This is a genomic window from Roseibium sp. QJM3NY_11 (assembly GCF_056173175.1).
The window spans coordinates 3,186,719-3,202,675 of record NZ_CM149660.1; the positions used below are offsets into that span (position 1 = coordinate 3,186,719).

Here is a 15,957-nt window from a genome sequence, read left to right on the forward strand (position 1 = left end):
CGAGCTCGCGTGGCCACGTTTCCTGTTCCCCCAGATATGATCGGGAACCGTTAAAACCGTCTGAATGGAAAAAGAAGCATGGTAATTTCTGCGCGTGTTTTTTTCAGACAGTTGCCGTTTTTCAGGGCTTCGCCACTCCTGCGGCGAAGCCCTGCCTTGACGATGGGCCCGAGGCAATAAATTCTGCTACGAGATAAACAACGCCGGAAGACCTGCAATGACGCTCCTGACGCGCATGAAAGATAGTTTTTCCGCGGTTGCTCTGGTGGTTGCGGTGAGCAGTTTCGGTGCCGCGCTGACACCCTCCCTGATGCCACGGGATCCACTTGTTCAGGCCGCGCTGGCGGGCGTTTCCGCTTCGCTTGGATACGAAGCCATTCTCCTGCTCAGGGCTCTCTGGCGGTATCTGGAGCTTCCCGATCCCAAGGCGCGGCACAGACGGGCCTGGAACTGGCTTGCGTTTGCTTCAAGTGCCGGAATTCTGGTCTATTCCCTTTCGAAGGCCGCAAGCTGGCAGAACGCCACCCGAGAGGCCGTCGGCCTTCCTCCACTCGAGACGGCTGCTCCGGTTTTCATATTCGCAACCGGGTCGCTGATCGCGCTCAGCTTGTGGCTGTGTTTTCGGGGCGCAGGCATGCTCAGGAATTCGGTTGCCGTCCTGCTGGAAAAACTGGTGCCGCGCCGCGTCGGCATCGTGCTTTCGATCGGTCTGGTCGGCTGGCTTTTCTGGGCACTCATCGACGGAGCCCTGGTCCGCACCGCCTTCAAGACTGCCGATGCGTCCTTTCTTGCCGCCGACATCCTGATCGAACCGGATACGCCGAAACCGCTGGATCCGATGAAAACGGGGAGTGCGGAGTCTCTGGTCCGTTGGGATGAAATGGGGCGCTGGGGCCGGCACTTCATCGCATCGGCTCCCACGCCCGCAGAATTGTCCGAATTCCATGACGGGCCGGTGCAGGAGCCGGTGCGGGTCTATGTCGGCAGGCGGTCCGCGGAGACGGCCCAGGAACGAGCGGATCTCGCCCTTTCGGAACTCGTGCGAACGGGCGGGTTCGACCGCGCCGTGCTGATCGTCATGGTTCCAGTGGGGACCGGCTGGATGGATCCCGGCGCACACGACACTCTCGATTTCATGACCGGCGGCGATGTGGCAACTGTCACGGTGCAGTATTCCTATCTGACGAGCATTCTCTCCCTGCTGGCCCATCCGGACTATGGGGTCGAGCAGTCCCGTGTGCTGTTTGACGCGATCTATGATCACTGGACCGGATTACCGGAGCAATCCCGTCCGAGGCTCTATGTGCATGGCCTCAGCCAGGGCGCATTCAACTCCCAGGCGACCCTGCCCGTGCTCGATTTGCTGAGTGATCCGATTCACGGGGCCCTCTGGGCAGGATCACCGTTTTTTTCACAATACTGGGCTGCCGTGCGCGATCAGAGGAACGCGGACAGTCCTTCCTGGCGGCCGGCGCTCGGGAATGGTTCCCTGATCCGGGTGATGGACCAATATGGCGGACTGGAGGGTGACTTTGCGCCCTGGGGACCTGTGCGCGCGGTGTTTCTCAACTACGGCAGCGACCCGATCGTCAACTTCACCTTCGACAGCGCCATCAGGCCGCCAGCCTGGCTGTCCATGCCGAGAGCGCCGGATGTCACGGACGAGCTTTCCTGGTTTCCCGTGGTGACCATGTTGCAACTGGCGCTGGATTCCATGTTCGCGCTCGATGTGCCCCGCTTCGGGCACTATTATGTCGCGCCGGACTATATCGACGCGTGGGCGGCGCTGATCGCTCCAGACGGCTGGACGCCGCAGCGGGCGCGGCAGCTCAAGGCGATTTTCGAAAAGCGGGCGCCGGCCTTCTGAGATTTTTCAAGGACGATCCAGCAGTGCAGCCAAGCCGCGCTTGAAAGCTTCTCCGGCTGGTTCGGCTGCGGTCAGGATGGCTTCGATCTTGAAGAAGTCCATGGTCTTGAACTGCCCGACGGGGGGCTCGATCAGGAGGTCGGGCCGGGAACAGGCCAGTTTCGCCGCCACCAGCGAGTGCATGGTAATCGAAATCGAACCGATCCATGTGTCCAGGCCGCTGGGCAACCCCTTGCGTTGGGCAAATGTGCTGCTGGTGACATCCACCGCTATGCCCAGATGACCGTTGCCCTGCAGGACATCGAAGGGGGTCGGGTTGACGAACCCGCCATCGATCAGAACCCGCCCGTCGATGCTGACCGGTGTCAGCAGCATGGGCAAGGATGACGAGGCGGCAATCGCCGGCAGCAACGGACCGCGATCCAGAACGACCTGGGACTGGGTATGGAAGTCCGTCGCGATGATCTTCATCGGCACCCTGAGGTCCGTGAAGCTGTCTGCCACGCCGTCGGGGAACACCGTTTCGAACAACACGACAGGATCGATGATGGCCGGGCGCATCATGTTGAACAGGGACGCCCAAGTGCGGCCGTTTTTCAAGAACAGTTTCTGCAGCAACTGCGGTTTGCGGGTGAACAGGTCGACCGTGAATTCCCGGACTTCGCGGCCGCTCAGGCCGCTGGCGTAGAAACCGCCGAGAATGGCTCCCATCGAGGTCGCCGCGATTTCCGCAGGCCTGACACCGAGGTCGTCCATGGCTTCCAGAACCGGGATGTGTGCGAAGGCCTTGGCCGCGCCGCCGCCGAGAGCAAGGCTGAACGTGTCCGGTCTTGACAAAAGCGGAGATGGCCCGGACACGGCCGTGTCCTCCGCAGCGGCGTTGAGGACCGGTCCCGCGCCGCCCGCGGCAATCGCTCCAAGCATTAGGTCACGACGTTGGATCATCTTGAAGAAACCGGATTGTCTTGCGTTCCGGTCGTATCACGGACCGGTGGTCCTTAAACAAATACAAGGACGCGCCAATCTGAAACGACCCTGTCAATGCGGCTCGGGGCCGGAAGATCTGTTCCGGTCCCGAGCCGCTTGCGTCTTATTGCGGCAGCTTGTCGTCGACGCCCTGCACGTACCAGTTCATGCCGAGGATCGCGCCGTCATCGAGCGTGACGCCGTCTTCGGCCGCAACGGAGCCGTCCTGTTTGGTGATCGGGCCGGTGAAGGGTTCCCAGCCGCCCTTGATCTTCGCTTCGGTGGCCTGGGCCATCGCAACAACATCGTCCGGAAGGTTGGTGTAAGGCGCCATGACCACGTGACCTTCAGCAAGGCCGTCCCAGGTGCTTCCCGTTTCCCAGGCACCGTCCAGAACCGCCTGAACCCGATGCACGTAATAGGGTGCCCAGTCGTCGATGATGGCCGTGTACTGCGCGTCCTTGGCGAAGTTGATCATGTCGGAGGCCTGACCGAAGCCATGGACACCGCGCTCCTGGGCCACCTGCAGCGGCGCCGTGGAGTCTGTGTGCTGAGTGATGATGTCGGCACCCTGGTCGATCAGGGCCTTGGCCGCATCGGCTTCCTTGCCCGGGTCGAACCAGGTGTTGACCCAGACGACTTTCAGCTTGAAGTCCGGATTGACGGACTGGGCGCCGAGCAGGAACGCGTTGATGCCGGAAACCACTTCGGGAATCGGGAAGGAGGCAATGTAGCCCGCAACGCCGGATTTGGACTGTTTCGCCGCGATCTGACCGATGATGTAGCGGCCTTCGTGGAATTTGGAGTTGTAGGTTGCCACGTTGTCGGCGGACTTGTAGCCGGTGGCGTGTTCGAATTTCACGTCCGGGAATTTCTTCGCCACCTTGATGGTCGGGTTCATGTAGCCGAACGAGGTGGTGAAGATGATGTTGCAGCCCTCGCGTGCGAAGCGTTCGATGGCGCGTTCTGCGTCGGGCCCTTCCGGCACGCTTTCAAGATAGGCGGTTTCAACCTTGTCGCCGAATTCCGCTTCGACAGCCAGGCGGCCCTGGTCGTGCTGGTAGGACCAGCCGAAATCGCCGACCGGTCCGACATAGATGAAGCAGGCCTTGACATCGGCAGCGTTGGCGGCGGAGCCGGCCGCGGCAAACGCGATGGCGGCAACAGTGGTTTTCAGTAGAGATTTCATCTGGATCGTTCCCCCTGTGGTTTGATCTCTTTTTGCGATCTTGCTTACTGTCCCGTACCCGAGATCGCGCGGGAGCGGGCTGTCCGAAGGACGTTGAATGGTGTCACCTTACGGTGCCAGCGCGTTTTAGCCGACAAACTGCCAGCTTTGTTCGTTTTTCCTGACGATATTTAGCAAATTCGATGCCAATTCATCCTCAAGTGTGAATTCGTGACCTATCGGTCCGGGACAAACGGCTTGCCGAGGCAGGCCGGTGTGTTGACCAGCGTCAGTCTGCGGTTTGCCGAGATCAGCACCAGCACCAGTATGGTTGCGAGATACGGCAGGCTGGACAGCAACTGGGACGGAATGTCGATTTCCACGGCCTGGGCATGCAGGTTGAGGACGCTGACGGCGCCGAACAGGTAGGCGCCGACCACCACGCGCAGCGGCAGCCAGGACGAAAACACCACCAGGGCGAGCGCAATCCAGCCCCTCCCCGCGGTCATGTTTTCCACCCATTGCGGCGTGTAGGCAAGCGACAGATATGCGCCCGCAAGCCCGGAACACGCACCGCCGAACAGGACGGCCGCGAAGCGGACCCGGATGACCGAATATCCAAGGGCATGCGCCGAGCCGTGATTGTCACCCACGGCGCGCAGCACGAGGCCGAGGCGGGTGCGGAACAGACCATAGGCAACGACGGCCACCAGGGCGAAACTCAGGTAGACGATTGCATCCTGCCGGAACAGCACCGGGCCGACAAAAGGCAGGTCCGAAAGGACCGGTATGAAGAGTTCCGGCAGTTTCAGGCCGGGCACGCCGATGTAGGCCTCGCCGATCAGTCCGGAAAATCCGATCCCGAGAATGGTCAGGGCAAGACCCGTCGCCACCTGGTTGGTGACCAGAACCAGCACGAGAAAGCCGAACAGGGCAGACATGGCCATGCCGGCGGCGATGGCGGCAATCACGCCGAGCGCACCCGATCCTGTCTGGTTGGCGACCGCGAAACCGACCACGGCGCCCATGATCATCATGCCTTCCACGCCCAGATTGAGGACGCCGGAGCGTTCGGAGACCAGTTCGCCGGTCGCTGCAATAAGCAGCGGTGTGGCGGCGGTGATGACAGTGAGAAGAACAGCTTCAAACATGGGCGGTCTCCCGGGCAGCGGACCACCGCCTTGTCAGGCGGAAGCGATAGAGGATCAGCGTGTCACACGCGAGAACGAAAAACAGCAACAGCCCCTGGATCACGCTGGCGATCTTGTTGGACACGCCCATGGCCGATTGCACGGCTTCGCCGCCGATATAGGACAGTGCCAGCACGAACCCCGCGACAATGATGCCGAATGGATTGAGGCGCCCGAGAAAGGCCACGATGATTGCGGTAAAGCCATAGCCCGGAGAAATGACCGGCAGCAACTGGTTCAGCCCGCCCGAGACTTCCATGGTTCCGGCCAGACCGGCCAGCGCACCTGCCAGAGCGAATGAGAACAGCGTGAGGCCTCGGGCTGAAAAACCCGAGAAACTGCCCGCCCGCGGGCTTTCGCCCATGACCCGGATTTCAAATCCCTTGAGCGTTTTTGCCAGAACAAGGGCGAGGATCACGGCGATGACAAGGGTGATGGGCGTCGACAGGCTCATCAGGCCGCCGAAAACCTCGGGCAACGTTGCCGAATCCGAGAAAATGCGGGATTCAGGAAAGTTGTAGCCGCCCGGGTCCCGCCAGGGGCCGCGCACGAGATAGTCCAGGATCAGGCTCGCGACATAGACCAGCATGAGGCTTGTCAGGATTTCGTTGGTGTTGAACCGGGCTTTCAGGACGGCGGGTATCAGCGCCCACAAGGCACCGCCGATGGCTCCGAAGAGGAGCATCAACGGCAGGGTCGCGGCGGTTTCAAACTCCGGAAACAGGACAGGCAGGGCCGATCCGAATACGGCGCCGACAACAAATTGGCCTTCTGCGCCAATGTTCCAGTTGTTGGACAGATAGCAGACCGCCAGTCCGCAGCCGATCAGGACCAGCGGGGTGGCCTTGTCGATGGTCGCTTCGAGGGACCACTGCTGTGTGAGCGGCTCGATGAAAAACTTGTACAACGCAATCAGAGGGTTGTGACCGGATATTGAGAAAATGAGTCCGGCTGCGAGTGCCGTCAGTGCGATGGCGATCAAGGGCGACAGCAGCAACATGAGCTGGCTGCGTTCCTTGCGTTTGACCAGTTCGATGCGCATCAGGCGACCTCCCCTTGCGTCTCGGCGCCGCCCGCCATCAGAAGACCGACACGTTCGCGGGTCATTCCGGCAGCGGGTTCGGCCACGGACAGATAGCCCCTGGAAATGACCGCGATCCGGTCGGCGATCTCGAAGATCTCGTCGAGGTCCTGGCTGATCACCAGAACGGCGGAGCCGGACCGGGCCAGATCGATCAGGGCCTGCCGGATCAAGGCCGCGGCGCCCGCATCCACGCCCCAGGTGGGCTGGTTGACAACCAGAACGCCGGGCTTGCGGTCAAGTTCGCGTCCGACAACGAATTTTTGCAGATTACCCCCCGAAAGGGAACGCGCCTCGGGATCGTCGTGGGACATGCGCACATCGAAATTCTTCTTGATGCGTTTTTCCAGGGCGCTTGCCCGGGCCGTCGACACCAAGCCGCCGCTGATCAGGCCGTCAGCGGTGCTGTGGCGCGTCAGGACGATGTTGCGAGAGAGCTTCATGCCCGGCACGGCACCGTGGCCGAGCCGTTCTTCCGGAACGAAGGCGGCATCCTGTTGGCGCCGCCATGTGATGGATTTGTTGCCGCACAGCTTGCCGTCGATCCGGACCATGTCCGGGGCCAGCGGGACCTCGCCGGAGATCGCATCGAAGAGTTCTCCCTGGCCGTTTCCGGCGACACCGGCAATGGCAACCACCTCTCCGGCGCGCAGGTCCAGCGAGATGTCGTTCAGCGCAGTGGCGAAAGGCGTTGCCGCCCTGGCGGAGAGGTTCTGCAAACCGAGACGTGCCGCGCCAAATTCTGGTTTCTGCGCTCCCGCGTTCACGGGGGCCACATCGGCGCCGACCATCATGCTGGCGAGTGACGCCGGCGTTTCCAGTGTCGGATCACATTCGCGCACAACCTGACCGTGGCGAAGGATGGTGGCGTGGTGACAGATCCGTTTCACTTCCTCAAGACGATGGCTGATGTAAAGAACGGCACAGCCTTCCGATGCCAGCCGCCCGAGTGTCAGGAACAACTGGTCCGCTTCCTGCGGCGTCAGCACGGAAGTGGGTTCATCCATGATGATGAGTTGTGGTTCCTGCAGCAGGCAACGGACAATCTCGATCCGCTGGCGAATGCCCACCGGCAGGTCGGCGACGATGTCGGCGGGATTGAGCGGCAGGCCATAGTCGCGGGAAACCGTCTCGATGCGGTTCGCGAGATCCGCCATCCGGCCGGGTCTGGGCAGGGCAAGTGCGATGTTTTCAACGACGGTCAGTGCCTCGAACAGTGAAAAATGCTGAAAGACCATGCCGATGCCGAGGTCACGGGCCGCCGCCGGATTGTCGATCCCGACAGCACGGCCCTGCCACAGGATCTCGCCGGCATCCGGCTCCAGAGACCCGTAGAACATCTTGACGAGTGTGGATTTGCCGGCGCCGTTCTCACCCAGAAGGGCGTGGATCTCACCCTTGTTGATGACAAGGTCGATCCAGTCATTGGCGAGAATGTCGCCAAATCGTTTTGTCAGACCCCTGGCATCCAGCAACGTGTCCGTTCCGGACCTGTCTTGCCGGACCGTGCCGTCGTCCAACCTTGAATTTCTCGTTTCTGCCACGCTGTCCCCCGAGCGAATGCCGCCTTATCGACCATGTGTGCGTTTTTGTGCAAGCCCCTCGCCTGAAGCCGCTTGTTGATGACAGGCTTCGTCGCGGACCAGAAGGTCGACGGCGATGCCGGCGGCAATCGCGGCCGGCTGTTTTGAATTGACCGCCGTCACGCCGACCGGACAGACCATCCTGGCAACAAGCGCGTCATTCAGGCCCCGCGCATTCAGGCGTTTCTGGAAGCGCGCCCGTTTTGTCGCCGAGCCGATCACCCCGCAATAGGCAAACCGCTGCTGTAACAGGGCCCGCGCCATGATCTCTTCGTCCAGAGCGTGCGAGTGGGTCATGGCCAGAACAAAGGATCCGTCAGGAGCCTGGTCGAGTTCCGGTGCCGGGTTGGCCGAGGCGATCTTGTGCACATTGGCGGGAACCGGCCCCGGAAACTGCTCCCTGCGGCTGTCGATCCAGAATATCTCGAAAGGCAACGGGGCCAGAGCCAGCACCAGAGCCTTGCCGACATGCCCGGCTCCGAACAGAAACAAGGCGCGCCGCTGGGTACCGAACTGTTCGATGATGCTCCGGCTTCCGCTTGTTTCGTCCGTTTCGAGCGCGAACAGTCCGGGGCATTTTCGCCGGCTCAGCCGCCGTTGACCGAGGCCTTGCTCCGTCACCCGGGCTTCGGTCTGGAAGGCGCCTTGTTGCGCTTCCAGGGACGCGAGGTGCCGGGCCTGGTCCAGCGCTTCGGCGGTCAGTACCTCAATGGCAAGCTGCACACGGCCGCCGCAGCATTGACCAAGATCGGGACCGAGCGAGACCGTTTGGAGGAAAAACGCCGGAACGCCGGCCTGAACGGCAGCAGCAGCCCTGCGAATGGCTTCGAATTCCAGGGTTCCGCCGCCGATCGTGCCATGAAATTCCGCGTTCGCGGTCACGATCATGCGGGCGCCGCTGTCGCGCGGTGACGAGCCCTCCGCCAGGGCGACGGTCACAAGGGCGCAGGCGCCGCCGCGCTCCAGGCAATCGGCAATGTGCGCCCACACATTCATCAGGAAGCCTTCCGCCTGCGCATGTCCTGGACGGCTTTCATGATTGCTTCCGGCGTTGCCGGCGCATCCAGTTCCGGGATCTGCCCCGGCACCAGGCTGGCGACGGCGTCGTTGATCGCGCAGAAGACCGCATTGGCCAGCATGACCGGCGGCTCGCCCACTGCTTTCGAGCGGTAGACGGTGTCCTGCGGATTGCCGTTGCCCTCATAAAGCCGAACGTTGAATTCATCGGGAATGTCCGAGGCGGTCGGGATCTTGTAGGTGGACGGCGCATGTGTGCGCAACCGGCCATTGTCGTCCCACACGAGCTCTTCCGTGGTGAGCCAGCCCATGCCCTGCACAAAGCCGCCCTCGATCTGTCCCAGGTCGATCGCCGGGTTCAGGGAATGGCCGACATCATGCAGAATATCCACGCGATCCACCGTCATTTCCCCGGTCATGGTGTCTATGGTGACCTCCGCGCAGGCTCCGCCAAAGGCAAAATAGAAGAATGGACGGCCGGTGACCGTGTCCCGGTCCCAGGTGATGCCGGGTGTCGCGTAGAAGCCGGCGTGGGACATCTGGATGCGCGCCATATGGGCCAGCTTCGCGACTTCGTACAAGGCGAAGCTTTGATCCCCGACCAGCACCTTGTTGTCGGTGAAATGAATGGCGTCGGGACCGCATTGATGCCGCTCGCACAGGAAGGCAATGAGCCGGCTCTTTATTTCGCGCGCCGCGGTCAAGGCGGCCATGGCATTCAGGTCCGTGCCGGAGGACGCTGCGGTCGGTCCGGTATTGGGCACCTTGGACGTGTTTGTGGCGGTGATGCAAACCTTGTCGAGCGTGACCCCGAATTCCTCGGCGACGACCTGGGCGACCTTCTGGTAGAGCCCCTGACCCATTTCGGTGCCGCCATGGTTCAGATGAACCGAGCCGTCGGTATAAAGATGCACCAGCGCGCCGGCCTGGTTGAGGTGTTTCAAAGTGAACGAGATACCGAATTTCACCGGCGTCAGCGCAAGGCCTTTCTTGAGGACGGCATTTTCGGCATTGAATCTTTCGACGTCATCGCGGCGCGACCAGTATTCCGAACTTTCCTCGAGCTGCCCGATCAGGTCATGCATGACCTCATGTTCTTCCACCGGCATGCCGTAGGGCGTCATGTTGTGGTCGCCGTCGTAGAAATTCAACTTGCGGATCTCGAGCGGGTCCCTGCCGAGCTGAATTGCGATCGCGTCGATCACGCGTTCCGCGGCCAGCATGCCCTGAGGGCCGCCGAAACCCCTGAAGGCGGTGTTCGAACAGGTGTCCGTGCGCAGGCGCCGGGACCGGAGCAGCGCGTCGGGATAGAAATAGCTGGAATCCGCATGAAACAGGGTGCGGTCGTTGACCCCCAGCGAGAGGTCCACCGAATAGCCGCAGCGCGACAGGAACTCCATGTCGACGGCCCGGATCCTGCCAGTGCCGTCGTGGCCGACCTTCCAGTTGACCTTAAAATCATGGCGTTTGCCGGTCATGATCATGTCGTCGTCGCGGTCCAGGCGCACCTTGCAGGTCCGGCCGGTCCTGCGGGCTGCAAGGGCGGCCAGCGCGGCCCACTGGTTCGCCTGGGATTCCTTGCCGCCGAACCCGCCGCCCATGCGTCGAACCTCGGCGGTCACCAAAGCGTCCGGAACGCCGAGAACCTTGGCCACGGTGTGCTGGATTTCCGTCGGGTGCTGCGTAGAGGAATGGACGAGCATGCCCCCGTCTTCCTGAGGCTGGGCCATGGCGACCTGCCCCTCCAGGTAGAAATGCTCCTGACCACCGATCAGCATGGCGCCTTCCAGAACCGTTTCGGCCGCGGTCATGCCCGTTTCCGGCGAACCGCGCCGGAACTGATAATCGGGAAGCACCGTGGTGTCTGCGGCGTCCGCATCGGCGGCGGTCAGGATCGGTGTCATCGGGGCGACGTTGAAACTTGCCAAAAGCGCGGCCTTGCGGCCCAGGTCACGGGTCTCGGCGACAACCGCGAAGACAACCTGGCCATAAAACAGGATTTCGCCGTCGGCAAACACGGGGTCGTCGCCGAAAGCGGAGGAACAGTCGTTCTTGCCCGGCACGTCCGCGCAGGTGAGCACGGCGACAACACCTGGCGCCGAGCGTACGGCTTCCAGATCGACGGAGCGGATCTGGCCGCGCACGGAATTTCGGTCCCAGCCGGGCACCACATGCAGCGTGCCGGTCGGCTCCACCATGTCGTCGATATAGGTGGCGGTGCCGGCGACATGCAGTGTCGCGCTGTCATGGGACAGCGCCTTGCGGACATGTTTGAGCGGCACCTCCGGGTGCCTGCGGTCAAGCGGCGCGGTCATTGCCTGCCTCCCGTCTTGCCAGAACCCTCAGTTCTCCAGGTGCCGTTCCGCTGATTTCCATAAGCGCCTTGGCCAGCAGGGCCCGCGCCGTCTCCATGCGGTATTCGGCGCTTGCCCGCATGTCTGTCAGCGGCGAGAAATCCGCCAGAATCGCCTGCATTGCCGGCCCCCATGTGGAGGGATCCTCCAGAGAGGCGCCGGTGAGAGCGGCTTCGGTGGCGGACGCCCGTTTGGGCGTTCCGGCCATCCCGCCATAGACAATCCGGGCCTCGAGTATGGTTCCCGCCTCGTCGAGCGTCAGCCGGAACGCGGCCATAACGGAGGAGATGTCCTGATCGAAGCGCTTGGAAATCTTGAAACACCGAAACGCCTGATTGGCGGATGGGCGGGGAACGAAAAGACCGGTGACAAATTCGCCGTCCCGGCGATCCTGTTTGCCGTAGTCGATGAAATAGGCCTCCAGCGGCAAGGCACGGGAGCCTTCCGCGGAGCTCAGTTCCAGCGTGGCGCCCAGGGCAATCAGCGCCGGCGGCGTGTCGCCGATCGGTGAGCCGTTGGCGATGTTGCCGCCGACCGTCCCCGAGGCGCGCACCTGCTTGGATCCGATACGCCGCCACAGATCGCCAAGGTCCGGAGCCAGGGCTGTCATTGCGTCCTCGCTTGCCTGATAAGTCGCAGTCGCGCCGATCAGCACGCCCGAGGGACTGTCCTCCACCCGGTCCAGGCCGTCGATCCGGCCAAGCCAGATCATTTTCGGCAGGTCGCGAAGATGTTTGGTGATCCAGAGCCCGACGTTGGTGGCGCCGGCGACCAGGGTCGCGTCCGGATGCTGGCCATACAGCGCCGCCAGGCCATCCAGGCTCGCGGGGGCGGAAAAGAACCCTGAACTGTCGCCGATGAAGACGTTGCTGCCGTCCGCAAGTGCTTTCAGTTTTTCCCGCGTGTCGCTCGCGCGCCAGGAAAAGGCGTCGTCGGCGGCATCGAAACAGGCCTCCATGGCGGCATCGACGATCGGACGGTATCCGGTGCAGCGGCACAGGTTGCCGGCAAGCCACTCCGTCACGGTCCTGCGCGATTTCTCCGCGCCTTCCGCATGGTAGAGCGTGAACAGCGTCATGACGAAGCCTGGGGTGCAGAACCCGCACTGGGAGCCGTGCAATTCGACCATGGCCGCCTGGACAGGGTGCAGCCGGTTGTCCTGCGACAGGTCTTCGACGGTAACCAGTTCGGCGCCATCGATCATGCCGAGCAACTGGATGCAGCTGTTGACCGGTTGATAGACCAGTTTTCCGTCGACCAATCGTCCGAGTGCCACCGTGCAGGCGCCGCAATCCCCCTCGCCGCAGCCTTCCTTGGTGCCGGTCTCCCGGCGGCGCAGGCGCAGGTAATCGAGTACGGTTTCCGTGGGGCCGACAGACTCAAGTTCCACCGTTTGCCCGCCCTTCAGGAAGCGAATGGTATCCCGCATCTTCAGCTCTCCCTGCTGGTCAAAGGATCGAACAGTCGAACGGCGAAAGCGTTTCCGGCTTCAGCGTGCGTTCATCAAGGCCGCAGCGGCCGGCCGGAGAAAATCCGGTCCCCGGGGCGGTGTTGCGAATGCGCGTTGTCGAACGCCCCATCGGTTTTCTCCCTCGTGCGGCTCCCCGCCGCTAATCAGTCTTGAAAAATGTGCCTTAAAAACACCGTGAACCAAAGCGCTCATTTGAGACCGTGGTGTTGCCTATTTGGCATCAAGAGCCGGCAACTGATCTTTCAAGGCGAGCACGGCATGATCGAAGAACATCCCGGGTGCCAGCGCGAGCGCGCGCAGTGAAGAGGTTACCACACACAGGCGATCAGCCTGAAGCGGCTTGTCGCTCAAGGGCTTGAAGATCAATGCGCCGCTTTCGATGTCGTCCTCGCAGCCGATTCGGGTCTGGAATCCGATCACCTGTTCTTCCCTGGCCAGGGCCCGCATCAGCCTGAGTGAGTTGGCCTCCACATAGGTGCGCGAAACCCTCGGAATATGCGCCCGCACCAGGTCTATACGGGTGCGCAGCGAGAGACCTTCGGCAGGAAGCGCGACTGGAAATTTCAGACAGTCCTGCAAACACAGGGCCCTGGCGTCGCAGAGCGGATGGTCCGGACGCATCAATGCACCGATCGCCAGATCGTGGTGGAAGGCGATCGTCAGCGTGGAGGTCTGGGGCGGATCGAAGGTGAAACCAACATCGGCTTCCGCGGTTTCCACCTTTCGCGCAGCCTCCTGCGAGGACGATATCGAGACGTTGACGTGAATGCCCGGATAGCGCTTGCGGAAACTGCTGATGACCGCCGGCAGCAGTCTTTCCGCGACGCTTTCGACACTGGCGATCGAGACGGTGCCGCGCCGCAGCCCCTTCAGGGCGTCGAGTTCGGCAACCGTGCCGTCGAAATCCGAATAGGTGCGGCGGACATGGGCAAGAAGAACTTCCCCCGCCTGAGACAGCCGCAGGCGGCGGCCGACCCTGTCGAACAGTTGCAGTCCAAGCGCCTCCTCCAGCCAGAGCACCTGCCGGTTGATCGCGGAAGAAGCCACATTCAGTTCCCGGGAGGCCGCCCGGATCGATCCGGCTTCGGCGACCGCCAGAAAGTAGCGCATCGCCGGGCTGTAGAGATTGCGGGACAGATCCTGGGCGCGGCCGGAACGCATATTGGGCGCTCTTAGGGGACCAGCACCGTGGTGCCGGTGGTCTTTCGCCCTTCCAGGTCCCTGTGCGCCTGGGCGGCATCCGCCAGGCGGTATTCCTGGTTGACCTCGATCTTGACGATCCCCTTCAGCACCACGTCGAACAATTCACCCGCGGTTGCCTCCAGGTCTTCCCGGCTGGCGATATGATTGAACAGGGTCGGACGGGTTGCGAACAGCGAACCCTTCTGCGCCAGAAGCGCAAGATTGAAATCCGTGATGGGTCCTGAGGACTGGCCAAAGCTGACCCACAGGCCGCGTGGTTTCAAACAGTCCAGCGATCCGGGACAGGTGTCCTGGCCCACAGAATCATAGACCACGTCGCAGCCTTTGCCGCCGGTGATTTCCTTCACCCGTTCGACGAAGTTTTCCGTGCGGTAGTTGATCATGTGCTGATAGCCGTGCGCTTGCGCAAGCGCGATCTTGTCGTCCGATCCGGCAGTGCCGATCACGGTCGCACCGAGATGGGCGGCCCACTGTCCGGCAATCAGGCCGACGCCGCCGGCCGCTGCGTGAAACAGCAGCGTTGTTTCGGGCCCGACCCTGAATGTCTGCCGAAGCAGGTATTGCGCGGTCATGCCCTTCAGCATCATTCCGGCCGCAGTCTTGTCATCGATGCCGTCCGGTATCACCACAAGCCTGTCCGCCGGAACAAGGCGTTCCTGCGCATATGCGCCAAGCGGACCGACATAGGCAACCCGGTCGCCGGGCTTCAGATGGCTGACGCCCTCGCCCACGGTCTGTACGATACCGGCACCCTCGTTGCCCGGGCTGAAAGGCGTGCCATTGGGAGCCGGATAAAGACCGGACCGGAAATAGGTGTCGATGAAGTTCAGTCCGATGGCCGTTTGGTGAATGCGGACTTCTCCGGGGCCGGGTTCACCCACGTCGATCTTTTCCCAGCGCATCACATCCGGACCGCCAATTTCATGAACGCAGATAGCTTGAACCATTTTGACTTCTCCACCGTGTTCAGCTTCCGACCCTGATCGGGTTCGTGTGTGTTGGTGATTTGTGTGAACAGTAGTGAACTCGGCGCCGGTGGAAAAGGCCATTTCGAAAGAGATAGGGCGCGTAGAAACACGCGCACCCCCGAGCACCTGCAATCAGGTGCCGTTTTCGGCTGACGGACGTCCGGCGCCGGTCTGATTTTCTCTAAATGAAAACGTGTTTCAGAGGGTTAGTCGACCCGGTCAAGCAGTTGCTGGACAGCCGAGACACAGAACAGGTAGAGACTGGCCGCCGCGAACACCAGAGCCGAAGGACCGGTCAGGGACATGCCGTTCAGGATCGCGTAGCCGGCGAGCCCCATCCAGAGGAGCGTGACGGACAACGTGACGGGACGCCAGCGTTTCACGCGCACGGGGTGCACGAAGCGGACCGGCGCAAACGTCAGGGCGCAGCACAACAGCACGGCGAAGATGGTGAAGCCTTCAGATGGCGACAACACCATCAGGCCGAAGACGGCCATGTTCCAGCCTGCCGGAAATCCCTTGAACGACCCGTCCGGGGTTTTCATGCCGTTGTCGGCAAAATAGAGCGCGCCGGTAAAGACCACGAGGCCGCCGCAAATCCAGTTCCAGGGCTGGCTCAGCATCAGACTCCAGGAGAGCGCGAAAGCCGGCAGAAAAACATAGGTGGCGTAATCGATGACAAAATCGAGCGAAGCCCCGGACCAGCGCGGCAGCCGCTCCGCGATATTGTAGCGCCGGGCGAGCGGTCCATCGATGCCGTCGACAAAAAACGCCAGTCCGAGCCAGGCGAACATTTCCGCCCAGTTGCCCTGGGCGCCCGCCAGCAGCGCGACCAGCGCGATCGGGGCCCCGGATGCTGTCAGAATGTGGATCAGGAACAGAGCGGCTTCGGGTCTCTCCTTGCCGGGTGTAATATCTGTCACGGGGTATCCTCACCTAAAAGTTCCAGCCGTGCACTCCCACGGTGGTCGCGCTTTTTGCGTGAGGCACTGTTTTTGCCCAAGGACCACACAGACGCTGCGTACTGACGTTTATTGCAATCGTATGACAGAGTGAACCAAAAATACAGTCCCGGGGGCGTGCTGGACA

At 62.0% G+C, this 15,957-nt stretch carries 13 protein-coding genes; 1 reads left to right on the forward strand and 12 read right to left on the reverse strand.

Going from position 1 to position 15,957, the window contains the following annotated elements:
• Positions 1-217 precede the first annotated feature (217 nt).
• Complete coding sequence (locus AC0VX3_RS14765) at positions 218-1,867, forward strand: alpha/beta hydrolase (protein WP_475521146.1); 1,650 nt, start codon at positions 218-220, stop codon at positions 1,865-1,867.
• A gap of 6 nt (positions 1,868-1,873) precedes the next feature.
• Here AC0VX3_RS14765 and AC0VX3_RS14770 read toward each other — a convergent pair whose 3' ends face one another.
• The 12 genes from AC0VX3_RS14770 to AC0VX3_RS14825 all read right to left on the reverse strand — a co-directional run bounded on the left by AC0VX3_RS14770 (position 1,874) and on the right by AC0VX3_RS14825 (position 15,791).
• Positions 1,874-2,812 (reverse strand): patatin-like phospholipase family protein, encoded by a 939-nt coding sequence (locus AC0VX3_RS14770; protein WP_475521147.1) that lies wholly within the window; start codon positions 2,810-2,812, stop codon positions 1,874-1,876.
• Positions 2,813-2,957: 145 nt separating this feature from the next.
• Positions 2,958-4,022, reverse strand: coding sequence for a BMP family ABC transporter substrate-binding protein (locus AC0VX3_RS14775; protein ID WP_475521148.1), 1,065 nt, complete (start codon positions 4,020-4,022; stop codon positions 2,958-2,960).
• Positions 4,023-4,237: 215 nt separating this feature from the next.
• Positions 4,238-5,152: an ABC transporter permease gene (locus AC0VX3_RS14780; RefSeq protein WP_342895192.1), complete on the reverse strand. Its 915-nt coding sequence runs from the start codon at positions 5,150-5,152 to the stop codon at positions 4,238-4,240.
• Positions 5,145-6,236, reverse strand: coding sequence for an ABC transporter permease (locus AC0VX3_RS14785; protein WP_475525183.1), 1,092 nt, complete (start codon positions 6,234-6,236; stop codon positions 5,145-5,147). Before AC0VX3_RS14785 ends, AC0VX3_RS14780 begins: the two co-directional genes overlap by 8 nt.
• On the reverse strand, positions 6,233-7,792 hold the full coding sequence (locus tag AC0VX3_RS14790) for an ABC transporter ATP-binding protein (RefSeq protein WP_475525184.1): 1,560 nt from the start codon (positions 7,790-7,792) through the stop codon (positions 6,233-6,235). The genes AC0VX3_RS14785 and AC0VX3_RS14790 overlap by 4 nt, the downstream gene beginning before the upstream one ends.
• A 48-nt stretch (positions 7,793-7,840) precedes the next feature.
• Complete coding sequence (xdhC, locus tag AC0VX3_RS14795) at positions 7,841-8,851, reverse strand: xanthine dehydrogenase accessory protein XdhC (protein WP_475521149.1); 1,011 nt, start codon at positions 8,849-8,851, stop codon at positions 7,841-7,843.
• Entirely contained in the window at positions 8,851-11,187 is a 2,337-nt protein-coding gene (gene xdhB, locus AC0VX3_RS14800; protein ID WP_475521150.1) for a xanthine dehydrogenase molybdopterin binding subunit, read from the reverse strand. Before xdhB ends, xdhC begins: the two co-directional genes overlap by 1 nt.
• Positions 11,171-12,655: a xanthine dehydrogenase small subunit gene (xdhA, locus tag AC0VX3_RS14805; RefSeq protein ID WP_475521151.1), complete on the reverse strand. Its 1,485-nt coding sequence runs from the start codon at positions 12,653-12,655 to the stop codon at positions 11,171-11,173. Before xdhA ends, xdhB begins: the two co-directional genes overlap by 17 nt.
• A gap of 19 nt (positions 12,656-12,674) precedes the next feature.
• A complete protein-coding gene (locus tag AC0VX3_RS14810) occupies positions 12,675-12,806 on the reverse strand; it encodes a hypothetical protein (RefSeq protein ID WP_475521152.1) in 132 nt (43 codons plus the stop codon).
• A gap of 101 nt (positions 12,807-12,907) precedes the next feature.
• Positions 12,908-13,858 carry a LysR family transcriptional regulator gene (locus AC0VX3_RS14815; RefSeq protein WP_475521153.1) on the reverse strand — a complete coding sequence of 317 codons (951 nt, stop codon included), beginning with the start codon at positions 13,856-13,858 and terminating at the stop codon, positions 12,908-12,910.
• Between the two features lie 11 nt (positions 13,859-13,869).
• On the reverse strand, positions 13,870-14,847 hold the full coding sequence (locus AC0VX3_RS14820) for a quinone oxidoreductase family protein (RefSeq protein WP_475521154.1): 978 nt from the start codon (positions 14,845-14,847) through the stop codon (positions 13,870-13,872).
• A gap of 227 nt (positions 14,848-15,074) precedes the next feature.
• On the reverse strand, positions 15,075-15,791 hold the full coding sequence (locus AC0VX3_RS14825; RefSeq protein ID WP_342895199.1) for a CDP-alcohol phosphatidyltransferase family protein: 717 nt from the start codon (positions 15,789-15,791) through the stop codon (positions 15,075-15,077).
• Positions 15,792-15,957: the final 166 nt, after the last annotated feature.

Bases quoted from the DNA above. Each gene is read 5' to 3' on its own strand.
- xdhC (WP_475521149.1), bottom strand. From the start codon at position 8,851: ATGAATGTGTGGGCGCACATTGCCGATTGCCTGGAGCGCGGCGGCGCC.
- AC0VX3_RS14780 (WP_342895192.1), bottom strand. From the start codon at position 5,152: ATGTTTGAAGCTGTTCTTCTCACTGTCATCACCGCCGCCACACCGCTG.
- xdhA (WP_475521151.1), bottom strand. From the start codon at position 12,655: ATGCGGGATACCATTCGCTTCCTGAAGGGCGGGCAAACGGTGGAACTT.
- xdhB (WP_475521150.1), bottom strand. From the start codon at position 11,187: ATGACCGCGCCGCTTGACCGCAGGCACCCGGAGGTGCCGCTCAAACAT.
- AC0VX3_RS14770 (WP_475521147.1), bottom strand. From the start codon at position 2,812: ATGATCCAACGTCGTGACCTAATGCTTGGAGCGATTGCCGCGGGCGGC.
- AC0VX3_RS14775 (WP_475521148.1), bottom strand. From the start codon at position 4,022: ATGAAATCTCTACTGAAAACCACTGTTGCCGCCATCGCGTTTGCCGCG.
- AC0VX3_RS14820 (WP_475521154.1), bottom strand. From the start codon at position 14,847: ATGGTTCAAGCTATCTGCGTTCATGAAATTGGCGGTCCGGATGTGATG.
- AC0VX3_RS14765 (WP_475521146.1), top strand. From the start codon at position 218: ATGACGCTCCTGACGCGCATGAAAGATAGTTTTTCCGCGGTTGCTCTG.
- AC0VX3_RS14815 (WP_475521153.1), bottom strand. From the start codon at position 13,858: ATGCGTTCCGGCCGCGCCCAGGATCTGTCCCGCAATCTCTACAGCCCG.
- AC0VX3_RS14810 (WP_475521152.1), bottom strand. From the start codon at position 12,806: ATGGGGCGTTCGACAACGCGCATTCGCAACACCGCCCCGGGGACCGGA.